This is a genomic window from Vibrio sp. STUT-A16, assembly GCF_026000495.1.
Classification (GTDB): Bacteria; Pseudomonadota; Gammaproteobacteria; order Enterobacterales; family Vibrionaceae; genus Vibrio; species Vibrio diabolicus.
The window spans coordinates 654,999-673,923 of sequence record NZ_AP026765.1 but is presented as its reverse complement, the minus strand read 5'-3'; the positions used below and the strand labels follow the sequence as shown (position 1 = coordinate 673,923).

The window sequence follows — 18,925 nt, the reverse complement described above, 5'->3', positions numbered from 1 at the left end:
AAAACTGCGTCACCCTGCACGCTTTACAACTAACTTTCTTGTCAAAGAAAAAAAACTCGTTAATTTTGTTAATTCTATCTAGTTGAACTTCTTATCCGTTTTTAACGAGAACCTCGGCAGCGAAGTACATTTTAGAACTGCCCTTTATGAGTTGTAATCTTATCCATGTTTAAATTCTACAAAAAACAGAAATTTAAGCGCCTTCAGAGTACACTGATGACCGCATTTCTGGTGCTCAGTATCACACCTCTTACTATTACTGCGATCTTTTTCCTACAGTCCCACAGTAAAGATCTGCAAGAACAAAGCACCTCACACTTGTTGTCTGTTCGAGATACAAAACAACAGCAAATTATCGACTACTTTGAGGCGCGGGAAACCGAAGTCATGGGCTTTGTGCGCTCTGAACTGGCTTACGCCAGTGGTGGTCGATTCTACGGTCTCGTCAATGCTTTTAGTCGTTTAGGCAATGACATTGAAGAATCTCGTAAAAATGCCCAACAACGCTACATTGAAGGCAGCGGAGATCAAATCAAAACGTCAACGTTACCCGAGTCTTCCAACTATGTCGGAAGTGAACGTTACCGACTCTTACATAAACGTTACCACTGGGCCTACTTGGAGCTCCTCAAGCGCTCTGATTTTAATGATATTTTGCTGGTCGATATCAACGGTAATGTCACCTACTCGATCAACAAAGACGATAACTACGGAACAAACTTATTATCAGGCCCCTACAAAGACTCAGCACTTGGCAAAACCTTCAAGCGTCTAGCTGATGACGTCACTGAACGCCGTAAGGTGAATGAAGACTACACCCCTGTGATTGTGTCTGATTTCGAACTGGAAGGTGGTAAACAAGTCGCTTGGTTAGGTGCTCCAATTGTTCAGCAAGGCTACCTACACAGCTATGCTATGTTCCGCTTACCAAATAATGGCATCACGAAGTTAGCCGCAGACGCCAACAGAGGGTCATCCATTAACACCTTACTGGTTGGAAATGATCACCAACCTCGCACAATTAACACCAAACAAGATGACATCAAGAACAGCTTAGAAGTGATCGATAAAGCACTCTCTGGTGCATTTGGCGTCGGCACTTACACGAACGGTTTAGGTGAAGAGATCATCGCTGCTTATGCACCGATTGAAACACGTGGTGTTATTTGGGCACTCGTCGTGCAATTACCAGAAAACGAAGCTTTCGCTCGTATTCATCAACTAGAAAAACTGTTTGTTATCGCCATGCTGATCGCCATCATTCTAGTGGTAATCGCTTCCCATTATTTATCAAACTTTATAACTTCTCCGTTGCTGAAGTTAACTTGGGCTGCCGAAAAAGTGTCTGCCGGAGATCTTGATGACACCACCTTTAATACGGTTCGCAAAGATGAAATTGGCCGTCTTGCGCTGAGTTTTGAACGAATGCAACGCTCTATTCGAGAGAAAATTCAAACCATTAAGAAGCAAAATGAAGAGCTCGAGAGCAACATCCAGATCATTCAAAAACAAAATGATGAACTGCAATTGGCCGACAAACTTAAAGATGAGTTCTTAGCCACCACTTCTCATGAACTCCGCACACCATTGCACGGCATGGTCGGAATCGCTGAGACTTTAGCGTCCGGCGCTAACGGTGCTATCCCTGCTAGCCAAAAATATCAGCTTGATATCATCATTAAAAGTGGGCAACGTCTCGCAAACCTTGTTGATGACTTATTGGATTATCATAAAATGCGTTACGGAAGCATGGATATCCAGAAGTCAGCGGTGAGTTTAGCCAGTGCAACGCGACTGGTACTAGAGCTGTCCAGTCATTTACTCGGAAATAAAACCATCCGTATCATCAACCAAGTACCAGCGGATTTGAAAGCGGTGTCTGCCGATCCTCAACGCCTTGAACAAGTGTTATATAACCTGATCGGTAATGCGATTAAGTACACCTCTGAAGGTAAAATCGTTATCTCCGCCAATGTGGTTGATGATCATGTTCGTGTGCAAGTTGTGGATACTGGGCAAGGTATTCCCGCAGAACATCTTGAACATATTTTCGAACCACTTATCCAAGCAGGACAAGACGCAAGTCGCTATCGTCAAGGTGCGGGGCTCGGGCTTTCGATTAGCCGTCAATTGATTGAGTTGATGGGTGGCTCGTTATACGTCAGCAGCCAGCCTATGGTCGGCACCACCTTCAGTTTCACGTTACCACTTGCCAGTGAAGAAGAGATCCAAAAAACTCAAACCCTTGCTGCGCACGGACACTTCCAGATTCCTGAAATCGATGTAGAGAACAATGAAGACTTATCACTGCCAGAGAATCCAGACGGCCCGTTACTGTATGTCGCTGACGATGAGCCAGTAAACCTGCGTGTGCTTGAGAGCTTCTTACGTTTAGAGGGCTATCGCGTACGTACCGTCTCTGATGGACCAGAAACATTAGCACTCGTTGAGCAGGAAAAACCGGAACTCCTATTATTGGATATCATGATGCCAGGCATGAGCGGCTATCAAGTCTGCAGTGAATTACGTGAAACTTATGACCATGCCGAGCTACCTATCATTATGCTCACCGCGCTTAGTCAAACAGAAGATCGTGTAAGAGGCTTTGAAGCAGGAGCCAACGACTATTTATCTAAGCCATTCAATAAACAAGAGCTAGCTGCGCGCATCCAAGCGCACTTAACGGCAAGCCAAGCTGAAATGCGCCACATGGAGAATAAGATACTTGAATCTGAACTTCGCCAACGAGCGGCTGTAGAGGCAAGCTTATTAGAAACTCAAGGGCGATTGTTGGAACAACTGGAATCGGCTCCTGAAGCGATTATCTGTTTGCGTGAAGATAAACGTATCCGGTTTGCTAATGAAGCTGCTTGCAAGCTATTCAAGCGTAACTTAGAACAATTAAAACGTTCATCTGCCGATGAGTTGATTGCACCTAAGTATCTGACCGTCAAACAACCTCATTACTGTGGCAAGATTGATATCTATATTGAAGATATTCGTCAAAACATCGAAGCAGACATTCTTAAACTACCTGAAGGCTCAGGCTTAGATGTCATGTATATCTTTAATGTTGGCGGAGGAGCCAATGCCGCTCGCATACACAACCTAGAAACCGCAGTAGAGGTGCTTTCAAGTTATGCTTTTGATGGCGATAAAGACCAGCTGCAGAAGCTGAAAGAACTCGGTGGAGAGTTTACACGCCTTGCAGACAAAGCGCTTGGTAACAAAAAAGACAAACAAGAGCTAATGCGAGAAATTCTGGTCGACGCAATGACACATGCCTTAGAGTATTGGGAGTCAGTCACTGGTGAAAGTAAATTCGCATTTGCCGAACAAAGTGGCTTATGGCGCGTTTATCTTGACCGTAGCACTCTGCAAACACGCACTTTGGATAAATACATGCGTATAGAAACGCTGCCAAAAACGCCACGTTGGAGAACGGTATTGAGCTCGATAGAATTCATCCTTGAACACTGTAAAGAACAGAGTCCTGAGCGTGCGTACATCGAAGCTCAACGAGATAAACTACAGCGACTGTTGACCAGCTAATACCTATCAAAAAACTAGCCCAGCGCATACGCTGGGCTTTTTATTATCCAAGCCTTCTCTTTCTCTAAAGACGAACAATACAGCGACTCTCTACCGTTACCACATTAAAATGCCGAATAAGCCTCTGAACAAAGTTGTCCATGGTAGGCATTCCAAACATACGCTTCTATCGCTCTAACCTGCCCAAATTAGGTTGACTCGAGCGAACAAAACACTTCATTTTCACAATAAAAAAAGGGCAATAAACGAAAGAAAACTGTCGATAAAAGAGGCTATTTTTCAGATAACAAACGGTTTTTAACCAACAATTGACAGAGATTGCGAACTCAATCACAACAGAACGGCAGATTAATTTTTAGCTAATTAATTAACACATTTTCTGCATGTGAGCGAGATCTCCGAACCTGAAATAGAATCAGAAGGCTTTTATTTTAAATAGATTATGGGTTAGCAATTACTAACACTTATTATTAACAAGGATATAAACTTCGACGCATATCAACGTTTATTTTTTGGTCTATCTCTAGTCAAAATTAGCCAAAATAACGTTTATAACGGAGAGTGACGATATTTTAACGTTTTTAACGAGAATCGAGTTTGATTATTTTATGGATAAGGTGTTTTCTTACTCCTGCCTAAGGCCTACAGGCCACTCTTGGCGAAACTCAATGTTGTAATGAGTAATGCATAAACAAGAGGTAGGTCTTGGAGAGTGTTTATCAATTGATGACATTCAATTCCATTTAGTGAAATGAAAGCAAATAGTAAGGAACAGCTATGCTTGCCAATATTAAAAAAACAGCACTAGCAACAGCAATTATTGCAACGGCTACTACAGGTTTTGCATCGGTAGCTACTGCGGCTGAACGCAGTGAACTGACTATCCACCCTAAAGAGTTTACAACTTTCGTTCGTAACTTTAACCCTTTCTTGGGTGCAACTAACCTGCACACAACAACCGACTTTATTTACGAGCCGCTCGTTGTTTTTAACGAAATGCACGGTAACACGCCAGTATTTCGTCTAGCAGAAAACTTTACCATGGCTGATGACCTAATGAGCGTGACCTTCGATATTCGTAAGGGCGTAAAATGGTCTGACGGCAAAGCGTTTACCGCTGATGACGTAGTTTATTCTTTCAACCTAGTTAAAGAGAAACCAGAGCTAGACCAATCTGGTATCAACTCTTGGGTTACTGGCGTAGAGAAAGTTAACGACTACAAAGTTAAATTCCGTCTAAGCGAAGCAAACTCAAACGTTCCTTACGAAATTGCGAAAGTACCAGTTGTACCTAAGCACGTATGGAGCAAAGTGAAAGATCCAGCAACATTCACAAACGAAAATCCTGTAGGTAGTGGTCCATTTACCGAAATCGACACTTTTACACCGCAACTATACATTCAGTGTGAGAACCCGAATTACTGGGATGCTGATAACCTAGATGTAGACTGTCTACGAGTGCCACAAATCGCTAACAACGACCAATTCTTGGGCAAAATCGTTAACGGCGAAATGGACTGGACGTCTTCATTCGTACCAGACATCGACCGCACTTACGCTGCAGCAAGTCCGAATCACCACTACTGGTACCCACCAGCGGGTACTCAAGCGTTTGTAGTGAACTTCAAAAACCCAGACGCGGCGAAAAACGAAGCACTTACTAACGTTGACTTCCGTCGTGCGTTCTCTATGGCGCTAGACCGTCAAACGATTATCGACATTGCATTCTACGGTGGCGGTACAGTAAATGACTTCGCTTCAGGTCTAGGCTACGCATTCGAAGCTTGGTCTGACGAAGAGACGCACAACAAGTACAAAGGTTACAACACATACAACGCCGAAGGTGCGAAAAAGCTTCTTGCTAAAGCAGGCTTCAAAGATGTAAACAAAGATGGCTTTGTTGATACACCATCAGGCAAGTCTTTCGAGCTTCTCATTCAATCGCCAAACGGTTGGACTGACTTTAACAACACTGTACAACTAGCTGTTGAGCAACTAGCAGAAGTAGGCATTAAAGCACGTGCTCGTACTCCAGATTTCTCGGTATACAACCAGGCAATGCTAGAAGGTACATACGACGTTGCTTACACCAACTACTTCCACGGTGCGGATCCACACTTGTACTGGGACAGCGGCTACAACTCGAAGCTACAGTCTGGTGACGGTATGCCTCGCTTTGCAATGCACTTCTACAAGAACGATAAGTTAGACGGTCTTCTTAACAGCTTCTACAAAACCGCTGATAAGCAAGAGCAGCTAGAAATCGCTCATGGTATCCAGAAGATCATTGCTCAGGACCAAGTAACCATTCCTGTGCTATCTGGCGCGTACATGTATCAATACAACACAACTCGCTTCACTGGTTGGTGGAACGAAGAAAATCCTAAGGGCCGTCCAAACATTTGGGCTGGTATCCCAGAGCGTCTACTTCACGTACTGGACCTAAAACCAGTTAAATAAGTAGAAGTTCATTTCAAGCGGCATACATCCCGTGTGCCGCCTATAAAAATCCCTTGTTAACGAAACCAATATGTGGCGCTCGTCGTCAGGGGATTTTTCGCTCTAAATTTCGCTAGGAGCGACCTGAAACCAGAAACAGGGAAAAAATCTGGGTGAGTAAGGTGTGAGTTATGGGTTATTTTTTAAGACGTTTGTCGTTCTATCTTGTCGCGCTCTTAGTTGCAGCGACGTTAAACTTTATTATTCCGCGAGCAATGCCTGGTGACCCAGTTACCATGATGTTTGCTAACGCTTCTGTACAGGTGACGCCAGAACGAATCGCAGCAATGAAAGAACTGCTCGGTTTCGTTGATGGGCCGATTTACATTCAGTACTTTTCGTACATTAAAAACATTCTAAGTTGGGAGCTAGGGACATCAATCCAGTTCTACCCTCTTTCAGTTAACTCTTTACTAGGTAGTGCATTTGGCTGGTCTCTCTTCCTAGCTGGTACTGCGGTTGTACTTTCTTTCTCAATCGCTTCTGTACTCGGTATTTTTGCCGCTTGGAAGCGTGGTAGTAAGTACGATGCATTCGTAACGCCTGGTACATTGATCATTCAAGCTATCCCACAGATGGTTATCGCAATGTTAGCGCTGTTTACCTTTGCGATTGGCCTAAAATGGTTCCCATCTGGCTATGCTTACACGCCAGGTACTATCCCTGATTGGTCAAGCTGGGAGTTCATCAAAAACGTGGGTTACCACGCAGTACTCCCTCTATTCTGTGCAACCATCGTTCAGATCGGCGGCTTCCTCGTCAATATGCGTAACAACATGATCAACCTTCTCGCCGAAGACTACATCACGATGGCGAAAGGCAAAGGGCTGAGCGAGAACCGTGTCGTCTTCAATTACGCCGCACGTAACGCGCTACTTCCAAGTGTAACCGCGCTATCTATGTCTTTGGGTATGGCCATTGGTGGTCAATTGATCATCGAGATGATTTTCAACTACCCAGGTTTAGGCACCGTGCTACTTAACGCAATTCACGCTCGTGACTACCAAGTACTTCAAGGTCAGTTAATTATCATGACGATGTTCATGCTGTGCTTCAACTTAATGGCTGACATGCTGTACATGATTCTAGACCCTCGCCTACGTACGGGAGGCAAATAATCATGAAAGAACTATTCAAACTTATTTTAGGTAACTCATTCGCTCGAATCGGTCTTGGTATTGTTACCGTATTCGTATTCGTTGCGATCGCCGCTCCTTTACTTACGAAACATGCGCCAGACAAGCGAACCGGTAATCCACACGAATACCCTAGCTTTGTCGTAAAACAAGCGCAAAATAATCCTGATGGCTGGGTAGCTAAAAATCTAGCAGATGATCGTCGTACGCTGATTATGTCGAAAAAGGCTGATCACGTTCTGGGAACTTCACGTATGGGTCGTGATATTTGGTCACAAGTGGCTTACGGTGCTCGCGTATCGCTAGGTGTCGGCTTTGGTGCTGGCATCATCGTATGTTTCCTAGCAACGGTCATTGGTATCTCGGCAGGTTACTTCGGCGGCAAAGTGGATGACATATTGAGTGCAGCGATGAACATCATGCTGGTAATCCCTCAATACCCATTGCTCTTTGTACTGGCAGCCTTTATTGGCGAAGCAGGTCCACTCACCATTGCCTTGATTATCGCTGGTACCTCTTGGGCGTGGGGCGCACGTGTTGTCCGTTCTCAAACCATGGCTCTGCGCGAGAAAGAGTTTGTGAAAGCCGCTGAAGTATTGGGCGAGTCTTCATTCCGCATCATCTTCGTTGAAATTTTACCAAACCTAATCCCGATTGTCGGTGCAAGCTTCATCGGCTCAGTAATGCTCGCTATCAATACTGAGGCTGTAATCTCGTTCTTGGGCCTAGGCGATGCCAACACCATCAGTTGGGGCATCATGCTTTACAACGTGCAAACCTCATCAGCAATGTTGATTGGCGCATGGTGGGAAGTATTAGCACCTTGTATCGCCTTAACTCTTTTGGTGACTGGTCTTGCTCTACTTAACTTTGCCGTTGATGAAATTGCTAACCCACAGCTTCGTTCTCACAAAGGCATGAAACGCTGGAAGAAACTGGCAGAGAAAGACAAGAAAGAGCGCGCGCCTGAAATGGCACCACAAAATGCACTATGGAGCGGAGATAAATAATCATGACTGCACCACTAATTTCTATCCGTAACCTATGCGTAGATTACATCACAGATGCGGGCGATGTCCGCGCCTGTAACAACGTTAGCTTTGACATTGCGCCAGGTGAAGTCTTTGGCCTGGCAGGTGAATCTGGCTGTGGTAAATCCACAGTTGCTTTCTCGCTCATGCGTCTTCATAAGCCGCCAGCATTCATCACTGGTGGTGAGGTCATCTTCAACGGTGAAGACATCATTAAGTACAGCGATGAACGTATGCAATCATTCCGCTGGAGCGAGATGTCGATGGTGTTCCAAAGTGCAATGAACGCATTAAATCCGGTGCTTACGATGGAAGAGCAGTTTTGCGATGTCATCATGCGCCACACCAACATGACACGTGAACAAGCGAAAAAGCGCGCCGAAGGATTGTTGGAAATCGTTGATATTCATCCAAGCCGCTTGAATGACTACCCACACCAATTTTCTGGTGGTATGCGCCAGCGCTTAGTCATTGCGATTGCTCTGGCTCTCAATCCAAAAATGATCATCATGGATGAGCCAACGACGGCACTCGATGTTGTGGTTCAGCGTGAAATCCTACAAAAGATCTATGCACTAAAAGAAGAGTTCGGCTTCTCGATCCTTTTCATTACCCACGACTTGTCACTCATGGTCGAGTTCTCGGATCGAATCGGCATTATGTACTCCGGTGAGTTAATTGAAGTCGCCCCTTCTAAGCAAATTCTGGAAAGTCCTTACCACCCTTACACTAAAGGTTTGGGTAGCTCTTTCCCTCCACTAACTGGTCCTAAAACCAAATTAACTGGTATTCCAGGCAACCCTTTGAACCTATTAGAGATTCCTCAAGGCTGCCGCTTCCAAGCCCGCTGCGACCGCGTCCACGAAGCTTGTACACGAGTACCAACTCAGCTGCGTCAAATTGAACCTGGTCGTTTTTCAAATTGCCACTTATACGGCGACACGATTGCTCAAGCTAAGGTTTAACAACAAAAAATAACGCTAGCTAAGAACAAAATTACACTGGAGAGAATTATGAGCAAACAACTCGGCGAACTGCTGATTGAGGGTAAACATGTCGTTAAGGACTTCCCTTTAAATAGTAACTCAATCAAGCAGTCAAAAATGCGCGCGATCAACGACGTGTCATTCAAGATGTACAAGAGCCGCGGTTTGTCAGTAGTAGGTGAATCAGGCTCTGGTAAATCTACTACCGCTAAAATGATAGCTAAAATGTACGCCCCTACAGAGGGGGTGATCGAATACAGAGGTCGTGATATCCAAGATATTACCTCTCGGCATGACTTGATGACATACCGTGAAGGCGTACAAATGGTATGGCAGGACCCATTTGGCTCACTAAACCCTACACACAATATCTTTCATCACATTGCTCGCCCGTTGCTGATCCATAAAAAGATTGCACCAGGCAACAAAAAGGAACTGGAAGAACGTGTGTACGACCTACTTGAACAAGTTGGTCTTATTCCACCAAAAGAAACGGCGCAAAAGTTCCCGCACCAGCTATCTGGCGGTCAGCGTCAACGTGTAAACCTAGCTCGTAACATCGCTGTAGGTGCAGAAGTGGTATTGGCAGATGAGCCAACATCAATGCTGGACGTGTCAATTCGTGCTGGTGTTCTTAACTTGATGGAAGAGATGAAGTTCGAGAAACAAATGTCTCTGCTTTACATCACTCACGACATCGCAACGGCGCGTTACATTGCTGAAGATCTCGCGGTTATGTACGTAGGTCACATGGTTGAATGGGGCGATACTGAAGAAATCATTCACGATCCTCAACATCCATATACGCAACTGTTGGTATCTGCTGTGCCTGATCCATCGAAGTCTATCCACGAGAAGCTGAAAGGCAACAAAGGGGAAATCCCACTTTGGACACCGGATTCAGTCGGCTGCCCATTTGCAGGACGCTGCGTACACGCAACCGATAAATGTCGCGAAAGACTACCGGGCGTCACTCAGCTTTCTGAGAACCACTTTGTTCGCTGTTACTTATTTGAAGATTAATTATAACGAGGGTCAGGTTCAGCCTGACCCATTCCTGTTTTATCGTTTCCCGGAGACATTGAATGCTGCTACTGACTAACCACATTGGTTATGAACATCTGGGCCCAAAGAAAGCCATTGTCCAGACCGAACAACCACACTTGTCTTCTTACACTGCCCAATTGATTTGTGCCACTACCGAGCAAACCGTGGCAACTTTTGCGGTTGAAGAACAGGGTAAAGTGGCGAACTGGCATCAGGGCTATTTCTACCTCATCGACTTTTCACCTTTCACAGATTCAGGCGACTATTTCCTGCAAGTGGAAGATACGCGCTCTTCCTCTTTCACCATTGGCGAACATATTCTGTTGGATCGAACTTTGTCGGATGTGATCCACTACTTCAAATCACAACGTTGTGGTGGAATTTTCGATCAACAAGATCGACAAGTTCCAGTGCTCAACGCCAACCAAACGGTTGATGTACACGGAGGCTGGTACGACGCATCTGGCGACGTTAGCAAATATTTAAGTCATCTTTCATACGCTAATTATTTGAACCCTCAACAAACCCCAATGGTGGTTTGGAACATCCTAAAAGGGCTTTCATTGCTTGAAGGAAGCGAAGACATTGCAGCCTTCACACGTACACGTCTTATTGAAGAAGTCCTGTTCGGTGCAGACTTCCTTGTTCGTATGCAAAACGAAAAAGGCTTCTTCTACATGACGGTCTTTGATAAGTGGAGCAAAGATACCGCGCAACGAGAAATTTGTGCCTACGAAACGCAACTTGGTCACAAATTTGACGACTACCAAGCAGGCTTTCGACAAGGTGGCGGTGTCGCCATCGCAGCGCTGGCCGCGGCGTCGCGTTTAGGAGTTCACGGCGAATACGATCAACAGAAATACCGCAACGCTGCTGAAAATGGTTACTGGCACTTAAAAGAGCACAATACGCAGTACCTCAATGATGGTGAAGAAAACATTATCGACGAATACTGTGCGCTACTAGCTAGTGTAGAACTGTTTAAAGCCACCAAAGAAACTCGCTACTTGGAAGAGAGCCGTTTGTGGGCACAACGCTTAGTTGCCCGCCAAATGAGCGACGAACAGATTCAACACTTTTGGTCAGCAAACCAAGACGGCAGTCGTCCATACTTTCACGCTGCCGAAGCAGGTCTACCCGTTATTGCCCTGTGCGAATACCTAGCAATTGAAGACGACTCCGTACAGATAGAATCGGTAAAACGCATTGTTAACCGAGCGTGCGAGTTTGAGATCAATATATCGAATAAAGTGACCAACCCATTCGGTTACCCTCGCCAGTATGTTAAAGGCGTAAATGAGTCAAAACGCGATGCATTTTTTGTCGCACACAACAATGAATCCGGCTATTGGTGGCAAGGCGAGAATGCTCGATTGGGCTCACTCGCGACCATGGCGTATCTTGCTCAACCGCATATAGCATCGCAAGAAATACAGCAACAACTTTCCGTGTTTGCTCAAGATGCATTGAACTGGATTGTAGGCTTAAATCCATACGACATGTGCATGCTTGACGGCCACGGTCGTAACAACCCTGATTACCTTCCTCAATATGGTTTCTTCAATGCTAAAGGCGGTGTGTGTAACGGAATCACTGGCGGGTTTGAAGACGAGGAAGACATCGCATTTAACCCACCAGCACAAAAAGACGACATGTTACAAAACTGGCGCTGGGGTGAACAATGGATCCCGCATGGCGCTTGGTACTTACTCGCGATAATGAGTCAAGCTCAGCATATTTCTCAGTTGGCAACCTCTAAAAATATTAAGGAACAATAATCATGGGGATGTATTTTGTCGGTATCGATGGTGGCGGCACGTCATGTCGAGCCAGGATTAAAGATTCACAAGGTAATTTTCTTGGCGAGGCCAAAAGCGGCAGCGCCAACATCATGCTAGGTGCTGAAGTTGCAATGGCTTCGATTCTTGAATCCATCACTTCGGCTGCCGAGCAAGGTGGCCTGACACAACAAGATTTTACATCGATGCATGTCGGCTTAGCCCTTGCAGGTGCTGAGCACAAAGCATCTTGGCAAGCCTTTATGTCTCTTCCTCATCCGTTTGCCAGTATGACTCTTAATACTGATGCTTACGGCGCGTGCGTTGGTGCACACAATGGCGAAGATGGCGCAATCATGATCGCAGGAACGGGCTCTTGTGGCATCTACCTTAAAGGATTGGAGCAGCACGTTGTCGGTGGTCGTGAATTCCCGATTTCGGATCAAGGTGGCGGCGCAGTGATGGGGCTTCGCCTAGTTCAACAAGTGTTGTTAGCAGAAGATGGTATCAGAGAGAAAACGCCTCTAGCACAACACGTCATGGCACATTTCGAAAATGACGTTGATAACGTGGTGGCTTGGTCTAAACAAGCGCTTCCTCGTGATTATGGGCAGTTTTCTCCTGCAATTTTCCAACATGCAGAACAAGGTGATGCACTGGCAATTGAGATGCTGAAGCAAACTGCAGCTGATATAGAAATGTTTCTCGTGGCATTAAACAAGCGCGGCGCAACGCGTATTTGTTTAATGGGCAGCATTGCTGAACGTATTTTACGTTGGCTTTCGCCACCCGTTCAGCAATGGGTTGTTGAACCACAGTTTGACGCGATTGAAGGCGCAATTATGTTTGCAGGTAAACCTGAACATAACCTTTACTCGCTCAATGCGGCGTAGGAGTAAGTATGGAATATCGTGTTGATCTCGTCGTCCTATCAGAACAAAAGCAAAACTGCCGTTTCGGACTGACTTTCCATAACTTGAGCGATCAAGATCTCCATAATTGGAGCCTGATTTTTGCTTTTGATCGCTACATTCTGCCGGATAGTATTTCGAATGGTCAACTCAAGCAAATTGGCAGCTACTGCACCCTCAAACCAGAAGGGTTGGTGCTGGCAGCTAACCATCATTTTTACTGCGAGTTCAGTATTGGTTCGAACCCATTCCGTTACTATTCTGATGGATTCAATGAAGCCTTGGTCAACTTTGAAGTCAACGGCAACCTTCAGCGAGCTCAAGTCGATGTCACGCCGATCGTATTGGCTTCACCGTACCGTGAACGTAGTGAGATCCCTTCCAGCTTGACGCATGCGCAGCCTTTATTGCCAAAACCAAACCATATAGAAGTCAGCGATCACTGCTTTAGCTTTAATCATCAAGCTGGCGTTGCGGTTTATTCAAACCTAGCCAATTCAGCTAAAGAGTGGTTACTTGAAGAGCTTAAGCGCATTCATCAATTTGAGTTCGCATCAGACAATGGCAGTCAGATCATCTTCAAAGGCAACCCAACCTTGGATGAAGGCGCTTACAAGCTGAAGGTAGCAGAAGAGTCGATCAAAATTGAAGCAGGCTCTTCGTCTGGTTTTACCCATGCTTGTGCAACGTTATTGCAACTGATCAAAGTTGGCGATCAACCGAATTCCATGGAAGTGGTTTGCTGTTCAATCAAAGACCGACCACGTTTTCGTTACCGCGGTATGATGCTAGATTGTGCACGCCATTTTCACTCCGTTGAGCAAGTCAAACGTTTGATCAACCAGTTGGCTCACTACAAGTTCAATACGTTCCATTGGCACCTTACCGATGATGAAGGTTGGCGAATTGAGATCAAATCATTGCCTCAGCTAACCGATATTGGCGCATGGCGTGGGTTGGATGAAACCAATGAGCCACAGTACACGCACCTTGCTGAGCGTTACGGCGGTTTTTACACTCACGAAGACATCAAAGACGTGATTGCCTTTGCTTCGAAACGAGGCATCACGGTTATTCCAGAAATCGATGTACCAGGCCACTGCCGAGCTGCCATCAAGTCGTTACCACACCTATTGGTAGAAGCAGAAGATACCACCGAATACCGCAGTATTCAGCATTACAACGACAACGTCATTAACCCTGCTCTTCCGGGAAGTTATGAGTTTATCGACAAAGTGTTGGAAGAAGTCTCCGCGCTGTTCCCTGCGCCTTATGTTCATATCGGTGCAGATGAAGTACCTAACGGCGTATGGTCAAAAAGCCCAGCATGCCAAGCACTAATGGAACAACTGGGTTACAGCGACTACAAAGATTTGCAAGGACACTTCTTGCGTTATGCCGAAGACAAACTTCGTAAATTGGGCAAACGCATGCTGGGCTGGGAAGAAGCTCAACACGGCGACAAAGTCAGTAAAGATACAGTGATCTATTCGTGGTTAAGCGAAGAGGCGGCGTTGAACTGCGCACGCCAAGGTTTCGATGTGGTGCTACAACCAGCACAAACCACCTACCTAGATATGACCCAAGACTACGCACCAGAAGAACCGGGCGTGGATTGGGCTAACCCGTTGCCGCTAGAAAAAGCTTACAACTATGAACCACTCGCTGAAGTGCCAGCCGACGATCCAATACGTAAACGCATTTGGGGCATTCAAACAGCATTGTGGTGCGAAATCATTAACAACCAGTCTCGTATGGACTACATGGTCTTCCCGCGCTCAACCGCAATGGCAGAAGCATGCTGGACAGACAAACAACACCGAGATTGGACCGACTATTTATCACGTTTGAAAGGCCATCTACCTCTGCTTGATTTGCAGGGAGTGAATTACCGTAAACCGTGGAAGTAATACAAAACTGATGTCGAAACATCACGCTTGAAGAGTTTTTAAATTTTGGCTGCAGATGCAGCTTAGTAAAAAGGAAAGACACAAATGAAATACGGCTATTTCGATAACGAGAATCGCGAATACGTCATTACTCGCCCTGATGTACCTGCTCCTTGGACCAACTACCTAGGTACAGAAAAATTCTGTACCGTTATCTCGCACAACGCGGGTGGCTACTCGTTCTACAACTCTCCAGAATACAACCGTGTTACTAAATTCCGTCCAAACGCGACATTCGATCGCCCAGGACACTACGTTTACCTACGTGATGATGAGACGGGTGATTACTGGTCAATCTCTTGGCAACCAGTCGCCAAAAGCCTAGACGAAGCGAACTACGAAGTTCGTCATGGTTTGTCGTACTCTAAGTTCAAATGTGAATACAGCGGCATTAGCGCAACCAAAACGCTCTTTGTACCAAAAGGCGAAGACGCGGAAATTTGGGATGTGGTCATCAAGAACACCTCTGACAAACCACGTACGATCAGCGCATTCTCATTTGTTGAGTTCTCATTCAGCCACATTCAATCTGATAACCAGAACCATCAGATGTCTCTGTACTCTGCTGGTACGTCATACAACGAAGGCGTGATTGAGTACGACCTGTACTACAACACGAACGATTTCGAAGGTTTCTACTACCTAGCTTCAACGTTTGACCCAGATTCGTACGACGGTCAACGTGACAGCTTCCTTGGCCTATACCGTGACGAAGCAAACCCGCTAGCGGTAGAACAAGGTAAGTGTTTCAACACAGCGCAAACGTGTTACAACCACTGTGGCTCTCTGCACAAGCAATTCACTATCCAACCGGGTGAAGAAGTTCGTTTTGCTTACATTCTAGGTATAGGTAAAGGCAACGGTGAGCGTCTACGTGCTAAGTACCAAGACCTTGCAGAAGTCGACAATGCATTTGCTGGCATCAAAGCACACTGGGATGAGCGTTGTGGCAAGTTCCAAGTGAAATCGCCAAACGAAGGCCTAGACACCATGATCAATGCTTGGACGCTATACCAAGCAGAAACATGTGTGGTTTGGTCTCGCTTTGCTTCGTTCATCGAAGTGGGTGGTCGTACTGGTCTTGGTTACCGCGATACGGCGCAAGACGCAATTTCCGTTCCTCACGCGAACCCGAAAATGACTCGTAAACGCATCGTTGATCTACTGCGTGGTCAAGTAAAAGCGGGGTACGGCCTACACCTATTCGATCCTGATTGGTTCGATCCTGAAAAAGCAGATGTTAAACCATCTAAGTCTCCAACGGTTGTTCCTACTCCGTCCGATGAAGATAAGATCCACGGTATTGAAGACACTTGCTCTGATGATCACCTATGGCTAGTACCAACCATCTGTAAATACGTGATGGAAACCGGTGAGCACAGCTTCTTCGACGAAGTGATTCCTTACGCGGATGGCGGTGATGCAACCGTGTATGACCACATGAAAGCTGCGCTAGACTTCTCAGCTGAATACGTGGGTCAAACGGGCATCTGTAAAGGTCTACGTGCCGACTGGAACGACTGTCTAAACCTAGGTGGCGGCGAGTCTTCAATGGTGTCTTTCCTACACTTCTGGGCGCTACAAGAGTTCATCGACCTTGCAAAATACCTAGGCAAAGAAGCTGACGTTGAGAAATACACCGAGATGGCAGCAAACGTGCGTGAAGCGTGTGAAACACACCTTTGGGACGAAGAAGGCGGCTGGTATATCCGTGGTCTAACGAAAAACGGCGACAAGATTGGCACAGCGCAACAAAAAGAAGGCCGTGTACACCTTGAGTCAAACACTCTTGCGGTGCTGTCTGGTGCGGTATCTCAAGAGCGCGGTGAAAAGGCAATGGACGCAGTCGACGAGAATCTATTCTCTGAATACGGCCTACATCTGAACTCACCATCATTCGCAACACCAAATGATGATATCGGCTTTGTAACGCGCGTTTACCAAGGCGTAAAAGAAAACGGTGCGATCTTCTCACATCCAAACCCATGGGCTTGGGTTGCTGAAGCAAAATTGGGGCGCGGTGACCGTGCGATGAAGTTCTACGATGCACTCAACCCATACAACCAAAACGACATCATCGAAAAACGTATCGCAGAACCGTACTCCTACGTGCAGTTCATTATGGGTCGTGACCACCAAGACCACGGTCGTGCAAACCACCCATGGTTAACAGGTACATCTGGCTGGGCTTACTTCGCTGTTACCAACTTTATCCTTGGTGTACGTACAGGCTTCGATGGTCTAACTATCGACCCATGTATCCCAACTAACTGGCCTGGTTTCGAAGTGACTCGTCAATGGCTAGGTGCAACGTACAACATCAAAGTGGTTAACCCTGATTCAGTGAGCAAAGGCGTTAAGTCGATTACCGTAAACGGTGAAGCTGTAAGTGGTGCATCTGTACCAGTTCAAGCGGAAGGTTCAGTAAACGAAGTTATCGTTACTCTAGGTTAATCATCTTTTAGGGGAGTTCTTCTCCCCTTTTGATTTATCCGATGCACTGAGTTTGATGAGTGCATCGGTTCGCTAGCAAAGATTTAAGAGGCGGTGGGATGCCGCTCTTATCGAGGATCGAATCATGATCAAATTTGGTACAGGCGGTTGGCGTGCATTTATCGGTGAGGAGTTCACTAAAGATAATGTACGTTTGGTCGCTCAAGCAGTTGCAAACATCACGAATAACGAATCGGTTGCTGATCGCGGCTTTGTGATTGGCTATGACCGTCGCTTTCTGTCTGACAAAGCTGGCCGTTGGTTTGCCGAAGTTTTAGCAGCAAACGGCATCGTCGTTAGCTTTATCGATAAGTTTGTTCCAACGCCTATCGTAATGTTTAAAGCGAAGGAAATGGGCTGCGCTTACTCGGCATGTATTACGGCATCGCACAACCCGGCCGATTACAACGGTATTAAAGTCTTCATTGAAGGCGGTCGTGATGCAGATGAAATCATCACCCAGAAAATCGAATCACAAATCAATACGCTCACTGCACAAGATGTAAAAAGTGTCGATTTTGAACAAGCGGTTGAAGATAAGCTGATTCAAATTATCAACCCGATGAACGAATTCGTAGATTCGATAATTAACTTTATTGATATCGAGTCGATCAAAAAAGCCAACCTACGCGTTTTGATTGACCCGATGTTCGGTGTCGCAAAAAATGCACTGCAAACCGTATTAATCAACGGCCGCTGTGACGTTGATGTGATTAACGATGGAAAAAACCCAGACTTCGGTGGGTTAATGCCTTCGCCAAGTGCTGCAACACTCTACCGTTTGATGCACCTAGTAAAAGAGCAAGGTTACGATATTGGCATCGGTACCGATGGCGATGCGGACCGTCTTGGTATTATTGACGAAAAAGGTAACTTCATTCATCCGAATGAAGTCCTGATTCTACTTTATTATTACTTATTGGAGTACAAAGGTTGGACAGGTTCCGTGGTACGTAACATCGCGACGACTCATCTTCTCGATAAAATTGCTGAAGACCACGGTGAAAAATGCTTTGAGGTACCAGTAGGCTTTAAGCACATCAGTTCTCAAATGGAAGCGGATGACTCACTGATTGGTGGGGAAAGCTCTGGCGGCCTAACCATTCGTGGCCACATCAAAGGTAAAGATGGCGTCTTCGCGTCTAGCTTGTTAGTTGAAATGATTTCAGTAACAGGCAAGAAATTGTCTGAGTTGCTAGATGAAATCTACGGTAAGTACGGCTACGCGTACATGGCAGAAGGTGATTGCAAATTCAAACCAGCGCAAAAAGAAGTCCTGTTCAACAAGATATATGTTGAAAAACAACTGCCTGAGTTTGAGTTTGAGATCGAAAAAGTCAGCTACGAAGATGGTGCGAAAGTCTACTTCAAGAATGGCGGTTGGATCATCGCCCGCTTCTCTGGTACTGAGCCACTACTGCGTATTTTTGCAGAAATGCAAGATAAGGACACTGCGGAACGTGTTCTTCAACAGTTTAAAGACTTCTTATCTTTATAACTGACCTTGTGCCCGCTTCGAGCACTTCGGCTACGCTTGTCATGT

11 protein-coding genes are annotated in these 18,925 nt (G+C 45.8%); all 11 read left to right on the top strand.

Annotated features, from left to right (window positions below):
- The first annotated feature begins 165 nt into the window (after positions 1-165).
- The 11 genes from OO778_RS03195 to OO778_RS03145 all read left to right on the top strand — a co-directional run bounded on the left by OO778_RS03195 (position 166) and on the right by OO778_RS03145 (position 18,880).
- Positions 166-3,552: a response regulator gene (locus OO778_RS03195; protein ID WP_264910674.1), complete on the top strand. Its 3,387-nt coding sequence runs from the start codon at positions 166-168 to the stop codon at positions 3,550-3,552.
- Positions 3,553-4,329: 777 nt separating this feature from the next.
- A complete protein-coding gene (locus tag OO778_RS03190; RefSeq protein ID WP_005394703.1) occupies positions 4,330-6,012 on the top strand; it encodes an ABC transporter substrate-binding protein in 1,683 nt (560 codons plus the stop codon).
- A gap of 170 nt (positions 6,013-6,182) precedes the next feature.
- A complete protein-coding gene (locus tag OO778_RS03185) occupies positions 6,183-7,169 on the top strand; it encodes an ABC transporter permease (protein WP_005394705.1) in 987 nt (328 codons plus the stop codon).
- A 2-nt stretch (positions 7,170-7,171) separates the two neighbouring features.
- Positions 7,172-8,197: an ABC transporter permease gene (locus OO778_RS03180; RefSeq protein ID WP_005394707.1), complete on the top strand. Its 1,026-nt coding sequence runs from the start codon at positions 7,172-7,174 to the stop codon at positions 8,195-8,197.
- Between the two features lie 2 nt (positions 8,198-8,199).
- Positions 8,200-9,183 (top strand): ABC transporter ATP-binding protein, encoded by a 984-nt coding sequence (locus OO778_RS03175; protein WP_005394709.1) that lies wholly within the window; start codon positions 8,200-8,202, stop codon positions 9,181-9,183.
- Between the two features lie 48 nt (positions 9,184-9,231).
- Positions 9,232-10,227, top strand: coding sequence for an ABC transporter ATP-binding protein (locus OO778_RS03170; protein ID WP_005394711.1), 996 nt, complete (start codon positions 9,232-9,234; stop codon positions 10,225-10,227).
- 62 nt (positions 10,228-10,289) lie between these two features.
- Positions 10,290-12,029: a glycoside hydrolase family 9 protein gene (locus OO778_RS03165; protein ID WP_074191763.1), complete on the top strand. Its 1,740-nt coding sequence runs from the start codon at positions 10,290-10,292 to the stop codon at positions 12,027-12,029.
- A 2-nt stretch (positions 12,030-12,031) separates the two neighbouring features.
- On the top strand, positions 12,032-12,922 hold the full coding sequence (locus OO778_RS03160; RefSeq protein ID WP_074191764.1) for an N-acetylglucosamine kinase: 891 nt from the start codon (positions 12,032-12,034) through the stop codon (positions 12,920-12,922).
- Between the two features lie 8 nt (positions 12,923-12,930).
- Positions 12,931-14,850: a family 20 glycosylhydrolase gene (locus tag OO778_RS03155; RefSeq protein ID WP_264910673.1), complete on the top strand. Its 1,920-nt coding sequence runs from the start codon at positions 12,931-12,933 to the stop codon at positions 14,848-14,850.
- Positions 14,851-14,934: 84 nt separating this feature from the next.
- Positions 14,935-17,343: a N,N'-diacetylchitobiose phosphorylase gene (locus OO778_RS03150; RefSeq protein WP_074191766.1), complete on the top strand. Its 2,409-nt coding sequence runs from the start codon at positions 14,935-14,937 to the stop codon at positions 17,341-17,343.
- A 124-nt stretch (positions 17,344-17,467) separates the two neighbouring features.
- Positions 17,468-18,880: a phosphoglucomutase/phosphomannomutase family protein gene (locus OO778_RS03145; RefSeq protein ID WP_005396733.1), complete on the top strand. Its 1,413-nt coding sequence runs from the start codon at positions 17,468-17,470 to the stop codon at positions 18,878-18,880.
- The last annotated feature ends 45 nt before the right edge of the window (positions 18,881-18,925 follow it).